Here is a 16,165-nt window from a genome sequence, read left to right as displayed (position 1 = left end):
GTGGTCAGTAAAATCCGGGGTCGTTCTCGGTTCGGCGGTACGACGGTGCGCTGGTCTCTTCGTCTCCGCTCTCGGCTCGTGAGGCAGCTTTTTCGGCGACGACGTGGCCTGCTGCTGCCTTTGGCCCCCAGCGGGCTGCGGTCGTCGCGACGCTGGCCCCACCGACGTATGCTCCGGCTGCGACAGCGCCGACGGTAACCGCGCCTCTAGAGGCCGTGCCGATGACTTTCGCCGTCATCGGCGTCGCATACTTGAACGTCTTCCAGGTGATGAACAGCGAGATCAGTGGGAGGGAGGCAGCGACGAGGTATTTCAGGAACGCGGAGGGTGGTGTGAACGTCCCGCCCCCGTAGAGCAGATCGTATCCTTTGAATACCATCGCAGACGGAAGTGGGAGAACAGCGAGAGGGACGAATCGCTTGCAGAAGCCCATCGCGATATCGGAGACGACGGGGAGATTTCCGTATGCGAGTGCAATTGCAATCGGCATCCCATAGAGGTAGACGTAGAGAAGAATCTCACGGATGTAGAGCAGCGCTTCGAGTGCCCACATCGAGATTCCACCAATAAATGCGAAAATGAGGGCAAGTACAGGATTGCTCAGAGAAGCTCCGAGAAAGCCGAGAATGATATCGGTTAGAGATGAGATGTTCGGCATCAGTGCGATTGTGAACCCATCGACGAGATACAGGGTGAGTGAGCCGAGCCAATACCAAGTGGTAATCAGAAATGCGCCTGCCCAGGCCGTCTTTTTTGTCTTTCTGGCCTCGTATGTGGTTCCGATATTGAAAATGCGAACAGCGTGTCTCCCTTGGACGCTCATTACAAGAAGGAGTAAAGAAATCAGCATGACCTCTCCACCGACCGTTGCCTCTCTTAGAGCTGGCCAAGGGAAGTTGGTTGGTTCACCGAAGATGAACGCCCCATCGGTCTCTGGCGTCGGGGTCCCGAACATTGCTTCAGACAAGGTTTCATATCCTGTCCGAAGACCTTCCATGAAGAGCCCAACTACCCACTTTACGATGTCCTTGAATCCCTCCAGTACGACATCGATAAGATCCGGCATCCCTACACCTCGCTAATCGTTACATCGCAGTCGCTCATGTCCTCGGAACCAGAGTATTCTACGTTGAACTCCTTCGTAGAATCGTCATTGTCGACGCGGGTCTCGGTAATCACAGAGAACTGACCACTGTTCCCATCTTGAGAACACCCCAAGCCATCCTTCCCAATCTCCGCACCGAACGGGAATGAATTACTGTACAAATCAAGGGACTCCCCAGCGGGAACTATAACCTGCTCTTTCTCATGAATCCCGCTACCTCGTGGGTTTTCAATTGGATTAGGCACCCCTCCTGCGAACCGAAGTTCGACCACTGCCTCTGGGCCAGTTCCTGAATTCTCTACTGTAACGAACGCTTCTCCGTTCCTGATACGATTCGTCTCGCTCTCGCCGTAGACCTCGTCCCAGGGTTTCTCCGGGTGATTCCGGAAAAGGCCAACCTCGCGAATCTCGAGCTTCGGGCGAATCTCAAAAGAGGTCTCAGCAATCGTCTCTTCCTCACTGAGAGCCAGAATCTCGTATTCTCCAGGCGTGTACGAAGTCCCGAGTTCGAAGGACACCTGCTCAACGCCAGCTGGCGCATCTCGCGTCCCGAAGAGTTCCCCATCGGGTTGGATGAGGTTGACCTGGTCCACCTCTGCTTCAGAAGCGAACTCGACGACGAGGGCAGTCCCGTCAACACCGACTCGCTTGAGCGGGCTCTGCTCGTCGGGACCCGAAGTTGAGCTACTCTGCGTGCCTGTTGCTTCTTCTTCGCCACTGAGGCAGCCAGCGACTGCAGCACTGGAGATGCCGGCGACTGTTCGAAGGGCGGTGCGTCTACTGATTCGTGGGGTATCGTGCGTCATGGAAGTTTCTCGAAAACGTATTCTGGGAAGAATATTCGCAGGAGTCGTGTCCCTGCGTAGTAGGTGACGAAGAACGGGAGTAACCGCCAGCTGACCCCAAAGAGGAGGTCGAACCACCAGGTGGGAGTCCCGAGTGGATTCCAGCGGACGGAGGCCGTGTCACTCACGTACGCCGGGTCGTGACTGAGCCATGACCCTGGATGGTATCTAGCAGTGTATGTCCCGGTCTGCTGGAGCGTGAGGATGGCAACGCCCGACGCGTTGGTCTCGACTCGCTGCTCGCCTATCGTGATGTAGCCGTCGCGAGTACGGCCGCCGATAGGGTCCAGACGCGGGTGTTCTCTGAGAGCGATCGGTGCGCCAGTCTCGTTGTCCCGAAGCTCGATTCGGACGGTCGCTGCTGAATCCGTTTTTTCGATGACCTCCGCGGTGAGGTTGCTCTCTCGAAGTTGGCGCTCCGACCCGGAGTCGGGCTCGACGATGGTAGCGTTGACACCACGAACGATGCCGGCTACGTGGATGTCTTCACGGTTGAGTGGGCCTGTCCGAACGGCAAGCCCATAGGAGGTCGTGTACTCCTGTTCGACGATTTCGATGTGGACGTTCTCGCCGATGCTCCCAGCAGGAGACGGGCGAGATTGGCCCCAGACGTTCAGTATCTCAGGACCATCGAGCACGGGCTCGGCTCGTGGACCGATTCGCGATGGATACGCGTGAACGTACACTGGGATTGCATCCGAGGTGACTGTGTTGCTACTGCGCTCAGTCGACTGTACGAGGGTATCCCAGTCGGTGTTTCGCGCGGTGTAGAATCGCCAGACTCCCCGAACTCTCGCAGTCCCATCCTCAGAGAGCGTGTAGCCTTGCCAGGGGCGTGTCTGGAACATCGAGACGCCGGTATCCCCGTTGGGGTACTCTGCGTAGTGTGGGTACGCTTTGAGGTCGTACACTTCGACATCGATTGAATCGGAGACGGTGACCGTCTCGTCGTAGTAGCGAACAGTGACATTGGTCTCGTTGCCGACCGTCGTCCTGTTGATTCGCTGCAACTCGACATCGATGTCTGCCTCGATAGCCAGCGTGGTACTCCAGTCGTCTTCGATCTGGTAGTCGAACTCGGGTGTGTGGTCACCGCTCGACTGGGCGATGGTCTGCCCGTCCTTCGTAAGTCGCACCTCCTCGATAGCGTGGTCAGTCAGCGACCACCGGATTGTCGTATTGTTGGTGGTGGTCCTGTTGGGCACGCGAACCCGGTAATCGACGAAGCCGCGGAGCGTGCCGCTCGGTGCGATGTAGAGCGGTGTCTCACCATCTTCGAGGTGCCCTCTCGTCGAGGGGTGGACGCCGAAGATGGAGGCATGGGCGTCTCTGATGAAGGCCCGATCTGTGAGACTCGCGGTCGGTGGGTGAACCGATGTCTGTACACCACCCGGTGCTAGGTCCGTGAAGTCATTCCGTGACCAGGTCTCGGCAGTGGCGGGTGGTCGCTTGAACGTGATGTCCGTCCCGTTCGCAAGCTCGTGCAGGACTGTCCGGCTCTCGCCGTAGCGTCGCTGGTACTCTGCTTCGCTGATGTAGTTATCCGCATCTCGGGACCACAGGGTTGCGGACTCGTTTTCTGTGAGTCCGTTCCCCTCGGTTCCTGGCCGTGGTGGGTTGGCCGTGACTATCCCAGCGACGAGACTCGTCACAAGAAGGGCGGCTAGTACAACGGCGGTATCTCGCTGCATCTGGCTCTTGATAATGGGGGTAGGTGTTCACCAGGGAGCGAGGTTCACGCAGTCTGCCAGCGGGAGGCCCATCATCCCACCCGCGGTGGTGTAGAGCGGGCCGAGAACGAGGAGGACCATCGTGGATTTGACTGCCGAGCGCTGGTGCTGCCTGAGGCCCTTCTTCTGCTCAGGGTTGAGCGTGAACATACTCATGAGAGAGTCCGCCTGCCAGACGATTGCAAGGCCAATGATGCCGACCGCCGTAGTTATCTGGAAGAATCCCTCGATCATGCCCGGGAGCTTGTCTGCGTTACAGACTGCGTTCTGAGCAGCGACAGGCTGTACAGCAATGAGACTCAGGAGGATCGTGCTGATTGCGATCTTCCGCGCGAGTGTTCGACGGTGGGATGGTTTGGTGTTCGATTTTGCTGTATTGTGAGTGTCGGGCTGTGTCATTGTGATTCAGTTGTAGTTACTCTGTGTCCTTGACGAGCACTTCCAGGTCGGCGACTCGGTTGGTTTCCGCGGCGATTTCTTCGAGCGTGTAGCCCTGCTCTTGAGCGCGGTTGAGCAGGTCTCTCAATTCGTGCGGGTTGACGTCTCGGAGCTGCATCTCCTCGCGGAGTGCCCGCCTGTAGAGAGCTGAGCAGTTGAGATGGTCGTTCCACTCCAAGTATAGGTCATCGATGGCTTCGATGGTGACTGACCGTGTTATCATGTGTTGTGGTGGGGTCAGCACAGGTTTAATCCGTGCTATATTACAAGAATAAAGGAAGTGCAGATAAATAGTTTTCTAAATTATTATCTTGGAATATAAGCTGTCTTGGCGGGCCAAGAGTGAAAAGAGATGGCCGTCTTCGACGAGTGCTTTCAGATCGGCGTACCGGTTGGTTTAGTTTGCGATTTCTTCTTTCGTGTAACTCTGCTCGCGGGCCCATTTGAGGAGGGTGCGGAGGTCGTCGGGGTCAACATCGCGGACTTCCATTTCCTCCCGGAGAGCACGGCGATAGAGGGCGGAGGCGTCGATGTGGTCGTTCCACATCAGGTACAGGTCATCGATGTCTTCGATGGTGACTGACCGGGTTATCATACGTACGAGTATGGGTATGCACCAACGGAGTCGTGGTAAATATTGACCGAATATTTGGATGAGAAATGCACATTTTCTGGATATTACGAGTGTTACTAAGCTAGAAATAGATCGGGAGGTTTTGACTGGAGGACAGCATCGTACACGTCTTAACCAACAAAATTGGTGAAGTGCCGTCCCACGTTGGTTAAGCCATCCAGAGCAGGTCTGTCAGTCCAGCTCGATGGTCTCGCCATCCCCATCGTTGACGAGTTCACGGAGCTTCGCAAGACGACCCTGTCCCTCCTGAAAGAGCTCCTCCCCAGTGGACTTCGAATGGTCACCGGATTCCAGCTGCTCGATGAGGGTGTTGATTCGCTCGACATTCTCCGAAATCTCTGTGTCTTTAGCCATGGTCACGTGAACAGCCACAATACGAGCACGACCAGCAAGAGCACGATGAGGACCGCGATGATTGCCTTGTAGTAGGCTGGGCTCATTCCTGTTGGCCCACCCGCCTCCGCAGCGGCTTGCTCCAGTTCTCTTTCGTGTTCGAACTCCCGCCTGAACGACTCGTAGGCAGCTTCCAATTCTTGCTCTAATCTGTCCACCTCGCCAGAGAGGAACTGCTCCACGTCCGCAGTAACGTACTCACCGGCGTCAGTCGGCGTGATCGCGTTTCGATCCGCAACGCGTCCTGCTATCGTCCGGTCTTCTGCGTGACCGACGGCGGCGACAACCGGGGTGTTAGACGTGAAGATGGCCTCTGCGACGGACTCGTGGTTGAACGCCATCAGGTCGGTGTCGCTTCCGCCGCCTCGACCCACGATGATGGAATCGACGTCCTGGTTGCGGTCAAGATGGTGGATTCCGTTTGCGAGTGACGTCGGCGCGTTCGGCCCCTGGACGCTCGCATCCTTCATCACGAGGTCAATTGTGGGGTTTCGACTATGGACCGAGTCCTGAATGTCGTATCGGGCATCGCCCTGGAGGGAAGTGACGACGCCGACTCGATCCGGAAATCGTGGTGGGTCTTTCTTGTGCTCGTCATCGAACCATCCGCGCTGTTCGAGCTCGGATGTGAGACGTTCGAGAGCGGCAGCCTGTTCCCCCTCGCCGACGACTGTGATCCGCCACGGCTTGATGTCGAGTTTCCCACCTTCGACCCAGTAATCGATGTCACCGTGAACGATGACTTCGAGACCATCCTCGAGTTCAATGTCCATGTTCCGATAGCGGCTCCGCCAGAGCATACACGGAAGCTCGTGTGTGCCGTCGGTGAGCGTGAAGTAGAGGGCTGCACTACTCCCTCCGAGATTCGTGACCTCACCATAACAGCGGACATCCTGGAGCGGTTCGGATGTATCTACGACGTCTGAGATACGCTGATTGAGCTGCTGTACAGAAAGGATCTCTCTAGAGGGTTCGACCACGTCAGCGTCGGCTTCGGAGGTTCTTCCCATCTGATCCGTCGTTTGATTGACTCTCCACAACTATATATCTACAGTCGTGGAGGATATTGCGACACCAAGTCCCCTAACTCTACTTCCAAGCGAATCTATGGCTGAATCGAGTTGTAATTCCAAATCCAAACACCCTTCAATCTTTCAGACAGCTGTGATACCGAGACAGAGCAGCGCCGGGGCCCTGATTGCGCGAACGCCGAGTTGATTTAAGCACGTATCACCAAGCCCTCTGCACAGATGGCTCGTGTCGTCTACTATCACCATCCCCAAGCCGAGAACTTCTCGCTGAAGTATAGCTCGGCCTCTCAATCTGAGATTCTTTCCCGTCGTAAGGATTCGGACGGTACGACGAAGCTCATCGGCTATCCGTTTGATACCCCCGTCTACGTCCTCTATGAGAGCGACACGGAGATCAAAGAAGCAAACGAGATTGATTTCGACCAGAAATGGCTCAGCGATCGAATCGCCGAGCTTCCCCGTGAGGGGCAGGTCGTCGCGTTTCGATTAGTGGAATTGCTCGAAGCGGCTGTAGACGTGAGAGGAGAAGAAGAAGAGTTCCGCCTCTACAAGGAGTTTGAACCACAGAAGATTCGGCAGGCACTTGACCACGTCTCGTGGGGCGCACCACTCCCACAGGTCGCCGGTGAGGTGATGTCAAATCTCATTCTCCGGCATTCGCTGCCGAATGCGAATCATCGGACGGGGATTGCGATGCTGCAGTTCTGTATCGAGAGTGTGGAGCCAGATTTCGAAATGCCTCGCACTCACCTCGATGATGAAACCTGGCAGGAGTGGGTTGATCCCTATATCGTCGACTCGAAGCGCCTCATCACTGTTCGACGGAACAACATTCGATTCAAGCAACTGCAAGAGCTTGGCGTCGACCTTGTGGAGCGAAAAGACGGGATTCAGATTCAGTTAGACGAGTTCGATCTGGATATGCACTGGCGTGACGCACTGTCGACGTACGCCACTCGGCATGAAGATCACTGTACAGAGTTTGCTCGCGCAGTCTTGGAGCGCGCAGAGCGAGACAATCTCCTCAAGAAAACGGGGCCGACAAAGCAGGAGTTCATCGACTATCTGGAGTCTGGGCTCGTCGAACGGGATTTCAGAGACCTGTTTTGATCAGTCGCGAAGCTCTGCGACCGACTGACCGACCTCTCGGACGTGGGCACTTCGCTCGAGGTCAAGTTCCTCAGCGAGGTAATCAACCGTCTCTTCGAGGCTCATACGTGAAGGGAGCGCTCCGATCAGTATAAACCTAGTGCTGTATCATGACTACGGAGGAGATGACCAGACTGTCTAATGACTGGATGGAGCTACCGCTGCGAGAATCCGATCGCCTCAACTGGGAATCCGTCGGCCTGTTTTGCGACATGGCTTGGTAGCTGGTAAACTCCTCCCTCTACCCGCTCCATCGGTGCTTCGAGCGCCCCTCTGAGAGCGACCGTTCGCTCCACTCGGTATGGGAAACCGCGACCTCAAATCCGGCGAGTTGCATTGACTGTTCGTACGAGACTCCTGCGAATAAATTCTCCGTCAGAGACAGGTTCAGAGATACTATCCCAACTCAGAAGGCACACGCCGATGGTCATCTCGCACGTACCCACCCATTCGCGGCCTGGCGATGACGTTGAGGCCATTCTAATCTAAGTCCTCGGTAGAAACCATACTGTGAATCTCTGAGGAGGGGATGGCCAAAACAGAAATTGTATCGCAATATATGGTTTATTCTTGTTGCGCATTTCATAGCCGAATTTGTCGTGGGTTACGCAGACTCTCTCGGTCAGCCGAACCCACAAACTGATAAGGAATCCAACTGAAACGTTAAGTAACCCGAATATGCCACTCTTAGAATCGCCATACCGCAGCGCGATTGGGCTTCTAGCCAATTTCTGCAGAAACCCAGTTGCAACCGGTCGAAGCCTGCAGAGAACACTATCATGAGTCGGTCTGATGTCGAACAGGAGGGCGAGACCGACGCTGAGCAGGTGCCATCATTCGAGGGTGTCCGATGGACCTCGTGTTCGCTCGAGGACTTCACGGACCTGTACTGGAACGAGATCGCCCCCTGCCTCGAAGCAGAGGATATCGACCCATCAAGCGAGAAGCCCACCCATCAATGGTTTCGAGATCACGATGCACGGTCATTCCTCGCGGCGCTCCGTCGCCATCACGACCGTTCGTTCAGTGAGTTCTGGACCGAGGACCTCGGGCTCGGTGACGGTGAAGAAGGCTACTCATGGGCAACAACGGACGATGCGACAATCGACGCCCTCGAACAGTTCCTCAACCGACGGAAATCACGATACAGTCTTTCGACGTCGTCCGTCGACGCCCTCCGAACGCGACTGAATCTCTACGTCCGTGCTTACCGAGAGGCAAACGGTACAGACGACCTCCTCACACCGATTCAACGAGGCCAAGAAAATCCAGCCTACGAAGCCGTTGACGCGGTCTATGCAGCATTCGACTGGTTGAACGAGGGAACTGAGCGAGAGTACAGTGCCCAGACGCTCCAGCGTGTGCGGCGCGTCGTCGACGCGTGGTATCAGCATCTGGTCGGTCGGCGGGTTGCCTCGATGAACCCTGCAAGCGGCCTCTACGACGAATTCAAGTGGGAAGTCGAAGATTCCCCGACACCGTCCCTTTCGGCAAATCATATCCGGGAGCTGATGCAGGTGGCGGAGACAACGCGAGACCAACTGCTCATCGTGGCGTTAGCTGGCTGGGGACTTCGAGCGAGTGAGGTCGCAGCACTCCACGTCTCGCAGTTCCACCGTGATGTTCCCGAAGACGACGTCCCCTTCATCACGTTCGAGAGCCGTAAGAACGGGCCCGGTGAGGTGTCTCTCCTCTACGGGATGGACGTGTTCGACTCCCGGATCGACGAACTAGCGGAAGATGAGGAGTGGACTGGATACCTGTTCCCGTCCCCACAAGGAGAAACGCCGTACGTGACCCGAGATACGATTCGTAATTGGTTCCAGAAGCTTGCATCGAAAGCAGGTCTCCCGGAGCGAATCGCTGGAGAGCGACCGAGTCCGCAGCTCTGTCGTCGGTTCTGGTACGACACCTATACCGCAGTACTCGAAGGTGTACTTGAAGGCGTCGACGAAATCGCTGCAGAGCAGGGGAGTAGCGATCCTCGGGTGGTGATGCAGAATTACCTCTCTGACTCACGTTCCCGTCGAGTCCGGCGCGAGTTCATGCGAGAACAACTGGACGAAGCCTTCGGAGAGAGAACGTAGCATCATCTACCACCCTTCCCGTGGTCACTCCTTGATTGACAATTGATTCTTTGAATCATTGAATCACAGAATCCATGAAGTAGTGAGTACTGGAAGTCGTGAGTCAGAGATTGCATGATTCAGAGAGTCAACGGCGACACAAAGATATGAGAGTCAAGAAATCAAAGAGTAACGGAATCATTGAATCAGTGAATCAGTGAGTGTCTGAGAACTTGAATTGCGGATTCAGGGACTGTAACCCGCGCAATAAATCAATGAATCAAGGAATTCTGGATATTGTGAATCATTGAATCCAAGAATCAATGATTCAGTGATAGAGAACGGAGAACGAGGAATTGCGCCCTACAGCTATTCAGTCGCCCGTATTCGGCAGAACCAGGTTAAGATAGATACGACTGAGTGTCTGACATGGATTTATGAGTCATTGATTCAATGATCGAACTATGACCGAGACACCTCGTGGATGGGGCGTCACACCATCGACTGGTATCCCGACGATTGCCTTCGGGAACCAGAAAGGCGGGACTGGGAAGACAACGGCAACGATCAACAGCGCAGCGGCGCTGGCAACTCGCGGCCACGATGTTCTTGCAATCGATATGGACCCACAGGCCGACATGACGAAAGGCCTCGGTCTGGGGCCAGGCGACGACAACGACCCCTCCAGCCCGAAGAACGAACTCCCCAACACACTTGTTACCGATGACGCGAACCTCCTCGACGTACTCGTCGACAATCCGCGCACGCACGATACTAGTCTTTCAGAAATCGTGATCGAGGCTGACGAGTACGACCATCTGAACTTTGACCTGATTCCCAGTCACAAGGACATGGGCCTTGCTCGAGATTGGATGGATGATGCGAACGCTCGCCTCTCGCTGAAACTCGCACTCGAGGAGATGGTCGACGGCGGCTACAACTACGATTTCATCGTAATCGACTGCCCACCAGACCTCTCCGTACTGACCGACGCAGCGTTCATCGCGGCCCAGAACGTTTTCCTGGCTGCACAGACCCAAGCAACATCACGGGACGCACTTGACGACCTGTGGGACCAGCTGGAGTCAATCGAAGACAACCAGCAGATCGAGATTGCGATCGTCGGACTCCTGGCGAATATGTACCGGGACGACGGTCAGTCGAAAAAGTTCCTCAACGCCTTCGACGAATCTTTCGCGTCGATGGCACCGATTTTCAAGCTCCCGATGCGAGTGGCGATTCAACGCGCGTGGGACAACGGACGAGATATTTTCGAGTGGGAGGACGCGAACGATCAGCAAGTAGAGCGTGACCTCTTCCTGGAAGTTGCACAGACGATGGAACGGGCGTTCGACAAGACGCAGGTGGAGGCGTAAGTATGCCCCGAGGAATGGACGAGCGATTTGAGGATCCATCAGGCGAAGAGGACGACGAAGATAGCGCCGAAGAGGGAGGCGCGGAGACGTCGTCAGACCCAGAAGCGGAAAGCAGCGATACTGTAGCGGCCACTGAACAGCGGTCAAACAACCAAGAAACTGCATCCACGACGAGCGACGACTCGTCTACGAGTATACCAGAAGAATCAGACAATGAGCCGCTGAATATCCGCGAGGATTGGGATTCTGCCACGATATACGTGGAACCAGAGCAGAGCGAAGACATCGAGATCACATTTACTCGCCTGAAGAAGCAGCTGAAGCGCGAGGACGTCACACTGGAGAAGAACAAACACTTCTACCGAGGCGTCTTCGAGGTCGCCTTTGGCGAGTATAGAGAGGAGACAAAGGAGAAGATTTGCGAGCTCGCAAAGCAAGACGCTGATCAATGAATCAGTGATTCACTGAATTACAGACGCATTAGACGGTAATGCCAATTACCAGATTCAGATTCAACTGAGCGACCCACTGGTCAACTCTGCGAACCGATCAAGTGTCTCAGTCATCGGATGCAATTTCCGCAGCCGGATGCTGTTCAGCTGTGGGAGCGGTCTCATCAATCTCATCAGAAAATACGGCCCACAGAGCAGTACCGATAATTTTTCCTGCGACAGGAGGGACTGCATTCCCGATCTGACGGAACCAGCTGGTAAACGGCCCGAGGAAGATATAGTGGTCCGGGAACGATTGCAATCTCGCTGCCTCTCGAGGGGTAATTCCTCGGTTTCGTCTAGGGTCTGCATGTTCACGGTCCGGACGGGCGTGTTCGTAGTAGTCGGGTAGTACAAACCCATTCGCGTCCTTGGCGAGGTGAGCGACTATTGTCGGTGAGGGTTTCGACCATTCGAGCTTCCGATATTTGTCCCGAAAGCGAGGATTGTCGGCGGTTCCGACGTCGTACTCGATATATTCGGCATACTCGCCATCAGAGTCGTACTTGACATCCCATCCGGTGTCTCCCGGCTGTAGCCCTTCATCGAACAGGATTCTGTCTTTTTCCATCGGGTGTTCGCGTGCCTGGTGATTGAAGCAGAGTTCGGTCCCCTCATGGAGTCTGTTCTGCTTCACGTACTGGCTTTTCGACCCTCGGCCAGTCTCGGCCAGGACTCGCCCGCCTTCTCCACGACGTAGACGTGGAAGTCCGGACAGACCCTGTCGGATGGTCCGGTCACAATCCGTGCTTTTGAGACTATCCAGCAGGTCCTCTACCTCGTTTTCACTGACGACGAGATCGTTCCGAATTCCGATGAGCAGCACACGTTCACGTTCCTGCGGAATTCCGAGCTCAGTCATGTCCTGAAGGCGGAACCCGACCTGGTACCCTTCTCCGTTCTTATCAAGAGCTTTCAGGTCCTCGATTATCCAGTCGATTACGCGTACATCCGTATCTCCGACCTTGTTGACCATCCCTTCCACGTTCTCCATCACGATGGCCTTCGGACGAAGCTCGTCGACAGCCTCGACATACTTTGTGTACAGGTTCGTCCGGTCGTCGTCAAGCACGCTATAGTCGTCGTCTTTCGCTCGACGAGACCGGTAGCCTGCCTGAGAGAGGGACTGACAGGGGGGCCCTCCCACAATAACGTCCGGGTCGGGCGCAGCATTCCGAACCTCCGCAGCGATATCGATCTCTCTCACGTCGCCACAGACTACATTCTGGTGTGGAATCTCCGGATGGTTCAGGCGGTATGTCGCAACCGCATCGGGCTCGATATCAATCGCCCAGCGGACATCATATCCTGCTTGAGAAAGACCGTGTGACAGTCCTCCTGCTCCGGCGAACAGGTCGACGACAACGGGGCCCTCACGCTCTTTTCGCTGTTCCTCAAGCCGGTATGTTAGCAAGAACTTCCGAATTTCACAGTTTTCACCACAGTTACCAGCATCCGAATTGACAGCGTGGGTTGCAAGCGCACGGTACAGGACTGGAATCTGACGATCGATCAGCTCGTCCTCTAAATCGGTGTGACGCCCGGTGGAATCCAGCGAAGAAGCGGGGTCAAGCAAACCCAGCGAGACCAGCAGCTCGTCAATCAGCGGATCGGCGGGCCAGACCGGCTTGTCAAATGCGGTCTGAACGATCCACCAAGCGTCCTGCTCTTCGACGCCTGGAATAGTTTGGAGGAATTTGACATAGGTGGAGTACTGGACTCTTGAGAACCCACGAAGTGTTGTACCCTCTGTATAGTGTGTCTCCGTCACAGCCTCCAGCAGTGACTGCAAGCACTCGATCCGTTTCGTGCTCACTCCCTTCCGAGGACTTGCAGCACGGACGGCCTCATGCAGGTCTTCCTGATCCAGCGTTGCGATGTTTTCCCAGGTCCCGTGGCTCTCGCGGAGGTTGGCCACTGTCCGTCTCGGGACTCGGTCGAAGAACCGTTCTGAAGGAGAGATCGCCTGCTTCCCGAGGACTACCGTAGCAACGGTATCAAGCGGATCGTCGCTGTCAACCAGCGGGTCGCCACACGGACACTCTTTGTCTGACTCGTTACCCCTCCTCTGAATGGCGTGATACTGGCAGGGGTCACCGGTTTTTGACTGATTTCGAGCGATGTTTTCAGGCGTAGCACGAGGGCAGCCGGCAGGAGGATGCTGTTGACGCCGAACGTGCTCCGCAGTCAGGGTGTCTATGAGGAAATCAATATTATCCAGAAGTATCTGTTTATGCAGTCTGCGTTCGGCTTCTGGAGCCGAACGTACCTGCTCGGATGGAGAACCGCAAGAAGTGGCCGGTCCGGACATAAGCACCTTTTCTCCGTGGAATGATTTAAACTTCCTGGTCATGCGGTTCCAGAAATTCAGGCAACCGGTGGGACACATCTTGAGCGCGGCTGATGACAGCTCTCTCAGGATAGCAGTACAGAAATTGATTCGCGGACCGCTTCTCTAAAGCGTAGGCTATCCGTAGATTGAACAATGACAACTGTTGATCTCCCGTTCGGACGTACGCAGGTCACAGTTGACGAACTACACGAATACATCGACAGGAAAACCGCCAGTAAGGAGCTGGCATCAGCTGACGTGCCGAATGCAGACAACGCAGTTGAATCATTCATACAGGCGATTCCTCCCCTTCTGGAGTGGCTCGAAGAGTACGGGCGAGAATATCCGTGGCGGTTGGCTACCGATTCATGGCACATCTATGCGACTGAGATACTGCTTCAGCGAACCCGAAGTGATGCAGTCGCCGATCTCTATGCTGATTTCTTCGACTGTTTCCCTGACCCCCAGGAGGTCATCACCGCAGAGGAGATAGAACTCGAGAATACCGTTCGTCCTCTCGGATTCGCAAATCATCGGGTCAGGACCCTTCGTGAAGCGGCGGAACTCTGTGCAGAGTATGACGGTGAGGTGCCAGAAGACCTTCAGGCTCTCCAGCGACCGTGGAGAGTAGGACCCTACACCGCCCGTGCTTGTTTGCTATTTGCGTTCGACGAACCGCTGGCACTGGTCGATACCAACACTGCGAGGATTACCGGCCGTGTCTTCGATTATCCCCTACCGGCGCAGCCGCACAAGAGCACCCGTGTCTATCGCCTTCTTGACGCGCTCGTTCCGTCGGACCCGGCACTCGCTCGAGCATTCAATTTGGCGTTGTTAGACCTCGGTGCCCTCATCTGTACGAATGACAACCCGGAATGTCCCAGTTGCTCCCTCGCTCCTAGTTGCACCTACTTCAAGGAATACTGGTCTTGATTTTCTACTTCCTCGTACATGGTTGGAATGTTATGGGTGACAGAATTCAGCACTTACTATTCCCACCGGAACCGCTCTCACGCTTAAGTTCCAACGTTCGCTCTAGGCATTCTTCTGTAACATCTGGAAATTGGCTGAAATGCTCGATAACTTCCTGCGTTTGAGAGGCATTCAAATTTCGCCCATATGGACCAAGAGACCATTTCGTTGGTTTGTAATCGAACTCACTCGGAGGGATGCCGTGCTCAAACGGATACAGTTTCATTTCACCAATGACGGCAACACGATCTCCGGTTCTCCATTCATGATCTTCATGTCGAATATAACCAACAATAACGTTTTCAGTCGCGTCTCCTCCAGCATGGTGGGGGTATGATGCTAGGAATAAGTACTCTTGATCAAGTTCAACCACTTTCTCAACAGCGTTTTGATAACAGCAAGCCCAGTAATTCTCCGCCCCAATTATTACTCCCTCATCCAATCCTCTATCCAGTCCGTATTCGATATACGGTTCTTTTGCTGTGCTACTTTTGTAGTTCGCTTTGATATCCCGTACCGGTAATTTTGATTCTCCCTCGTGGATGAATTTCATTACCCGTCCTGTCGGCTCCTCAGGCCCAGGGTCTGTCATTGTGTCATACTGTATTAACAGTGAGAAATACTTTATTGCTACCTGATGACTTCGTCATATGACGGTCGTACTCATCGGTGTTGGGGCAGATCAGTCCAATTCGAGTCCGTATCCACAAATATACGATGACGGGAGCTTCGAATATGTACCCATCCCGGAGGCATACCCATCTTCTGAAACCAATACCTTCGGTACCATTAGCCGCAAATCAGAGGTAGGGCATTTACAGAAAACGACCCGCTCTGAGGACACGCTCGCTGATGTGCTGGATGAAATAAAGCCGCGAGAAAGTAAGGGAGATACAATAAGAGGTGCTGACATCAACTCCCATCAAATTCACTGGGATCCAAACTTCTCTAAGTTCACGTATGGAGAAGTAAAGACTGCGAACAAGAACCAGATTAGACAGCTCGATCCCGAACAGAACGACGTTCTGGCCTTCTATACAGGATTGGCCACGCCTGACTCGGGAACACCTCACCGATACATTATCGGTTATTTCACAGTGAACGATATAGTGGACTTTGAACCCCTTCTCGGAGAAAACCCACCCACAAACGATGATGGTCGGGTCATAGTTTCGGAATTAGACTCTGACACGCGCGATGTCGTGGAGTCGCATCTGAGTACGCATTCAAAGAATTCACATGCCAAACGATATTCAGAAAGTGGAACCATCCATCCCAATCTAATGATTGTAGATGGGGGCGCCCCAGGAGAATTACTTGGAAGGGGATATAATATAAGTCACACTGTGCCCGGGGGGCATGCATTCACAGAAGATGTTGAAGAACAGCTCAGAGTCGTTTCAACCGCGTCACATCGAGAAACTGGATTTCTGGGTGGGTTCAAGAAGGCTCACCGTCTGGATCTCTCAGGACAAGAATTCATAGACATTGTAACAGAACGACCGAGATACTGAAAGCAGCCGAGCAGAACCCCCTCGGCAGAATACACTTCCTAGTTTGTGCTGTTTCTGGAGCGGGCTGTTAACGGCGATTCTGAATACAT

16 protein-coding genes are annotated in these 16,165 nt (G+C 54.5%); 6 read left to right on the top strand and 10 right to left on the bottom strand.

The features are described 5' to 3' along the window. Positions 1 to 4: 4 nt before the first annotated feature. From NOV86_RS22675 to xseA, 8 genes are all read right to left on the bottom strand, one after another. On the bottom strand, positions 5 to 1,066 hold the full coding sequence (locus NOV86_RS22675) for a TrbL/VirB6 family protein (protein ID WP_267644150.1): 1,062 nt from the start codon (positions 1,064 to 1,066) through the stop codon (positions 5 to 7). Between the two features lie 2 nt (positions 1,067 to 1,068). Then, a complete protein-coding gene (locus NOV86_RS22670) occupies positions 1,069 to 1,911 on the bottom strand; it encodes a hypothetical protein (RefSeq protein ID WP_267644149.1) in 843 nt (280 codons plus the stop codon). Then, the gene (locus NOV86_RS22665) at positions 1,908 to 3,641 is read right to left on the bottom strand and encodes a DUF8186 domain-containing protein (RefSeq protein ID WP_267644148.1); all 1,734 of its coding nucleotides are present in this window, start codon (positions 3,639 to 3,641) and stop codon (positions 1,908 to 1,910) included. Before NOV86_RS22665 ends, NOV86_RS22670 begins: the two co-directional genes overlap by 4 nt. 27 nt (positions 3,642 to 3,668) lie before the next feature. Continuing rightward, positions 3,669 to 4,079: a DUF7985 family protein gene (locus NOV86_RS23365; protein ID WP_368408817.1), complete on the bottom strand. Its 411-nt coding sequence runs from the start codon at positions 4,077 to 4,079 to the stop codon at positions 3,669 to 3,671. Between the two features lie 16 nt (positions 4,080 to 4,095). Next, the gene (locus NOV86_RS22655; RefSeq protein WP_267644146.1) at positions 4,096 to 4,341 is read right to left on the bottom strand and encodes a hypothetical protein; all 246 of its coding nucleotides are present in this window, start codon (positions 4,339 to 4,341) and stop codon (positions 4,096 to 4,098) included. 174 nt (positions 4,342 to 4,515) lie between these two features. After that, positions 4,516 to 4,713 carry a hypothetical protein gene (locus NOV86_RS23360; RefSeq protein WP_368408816.1) on the bottom strand — a complete coding sequence of 66 codons (198 nt, stop codon included), beginning with the start codon at positions 4,711 to 4,713 and terminating at the stop codon, positions 4,516 to 4,518. Between the two features lie 210 nt (positions 4,714 to 4,923). Continuing rightward, entirely contained in the window at positions 4,924 to 5,106 is a 183-nt protein-coding gene (locus NOV86_RS22645) for an exodeoxyribonuclease VII small subunit (RefSeq protein WP_267644144.1), read from the bottom strand. Positions 5,107 to 5,108: 2 nt separating this feature from the next. Next, positions 5,109 to 6,155 (bottom strand): exodeoxyribonuclease VII large subunit, encoded by a 1,047-nt coding sequence (gene xseA / locus NOV86_RS22640; protein ID WP_267644143.1) that lies wholly within the window; start codon positions 6,153 to 6,155, stop codon positions 5,109 to 5,111. 240 nt (positions 6,156 to 6,395) lie between these two features. Between xseA and NOV86_RS22635 the strand changes: the two genes are divergently transcribed. From NOV86_RS22635 to NOV86_RS22620, 4 genes are all read left to right on the top strand, one after another. Then, complete coding sequence (locus NOV86_RS22635; RefSeq protein ID WP_267644142.1) at positions 6,396 to 7,286, top strand: DUF8172 family protein; 891 nt, start codon at positions 6,396 to 6,398, stop codon at positions 7,284 to 7,286. Between the two features lie 818 nt (positions 7,287 to 8,104). After that, the gene (locus NOV86_RS22630) at positions 8,105 to 9,412 is read left to right on the top strand and encodes a tyrosine-type recombinase/integrase (protein ID WP_267644141.1); all 1,308 of its coding nucleotides are present in this window, start codon (positions 8,105 to 8,107) and stop codon (positions 9,410 to 9,412) included. 443 nt (positions 9,413 to 9,855) lie between these two features. Next, the gene (locus tag NOV86_RS22625; protein WP_267644140.1) at positions 9,856 to 10,767 is read left to right on the top strand and encodes a ParA family protein; all 912 of its coding nucleotides are present in this window, start codon (positions 9,856 to 9,858) and stop codon (positions 10,765 to 10,767) included. A 14-nt stretch (positions 10,768 to 10,781) separates the two neighbouring features. Next, on the top strand, positions 10,782 to 11,219 hold the full coding sequence (locus NOV86_RS22620) for a DUF8160 family protein (RefSeq protein ID WP_368408819.1): 438 nt from the start codon (positions 10,782 to 10,784) through the stop codon (positions 11,217 to 11,219). Between the two features lie 106 nt (positions 11,220 to 11,325). On the opposite strand, the gene NOV86_RS22615 is transcribed toward NOV86_RS22620, so the two are convergent. Next, the gene (locus NOV86_RS22615) at positions 11,326 to 13,569 is read right to left on the bottom strand and encodes a DNA cytosine methyltransferase (RefSeq protein WP_267644138.1); all 2,244 of its coding nucleotides are present in this window, start codon (positions 13,567 to 13,569) and stop codon (positions 11,326 to 11,328) included. Between the two features lie 174 nt (positions 13,570 to 13,743). On the opposite strand from NOV86_RS22615, the gene NOV86_RS22610 reads away from it, so the two are divergent. Beyond that, on the top strand, positions 13,744 to 14,523 hold the full coding sequence (locus NOV86_RS22610; protein WP_267644137.1) for an HhH-GPD family protein: 780 nt from the start codon (positions 13,744 to 13,746) through the stop codon (positions 14,521 to 14,523). 46 nt (positions 14,524 to 14,569) lie between these two features. Here NOV86_RS22610 and NOV86_RS22605 read toward each other — a convergent pair whose 3' ends face one another. Continuing rightward, a complete protein-coding gene (locus NOV86_RS22605; protein WP_267644136.1) occupies positions 14,570 to 15,154 on the bottom strand; it encodes a hypothetical protein in 585 nt (194 codons plus the stop codon). Positions 15,155 to 15,212: 58 nt separating this feature from the next. Here NOV86_RS22605 and NOV86_RS22600 point away from each other — a divergent pair, with 58 nt between their 5' ends. Continuing rightward, positions 15,213 to 16,076: an Nmad3 family putative nucleotide modification protein gene (locus tag NOV86_RS22600; RefSeq protein ID WP_267644135.1), complete on the top strand. Its 864-nt coding sequence runs from the start codon at positions 15,213 to 15,215 to the stop codon at positions 16,074 to 16,076. Positions 16,077 to 16,165 lie beyond the last annotated feature (89 nt).

The sequence above is a fragment of the Haloarchaeobius amylolyticus genome, assembly GCF_026616195.1.
In the GTDB taxonomy this organism is placed as follows: domain Archaea; phylum Halobacteriota; class Halobacteria; order Halobacteriales; family Natrialbaceae; genus Haloarchaeobius; species Haloarchaeobius amylolyticus.
This window is presented reverse-complemented; position numbering and strand designations above follow the sequence as displayed.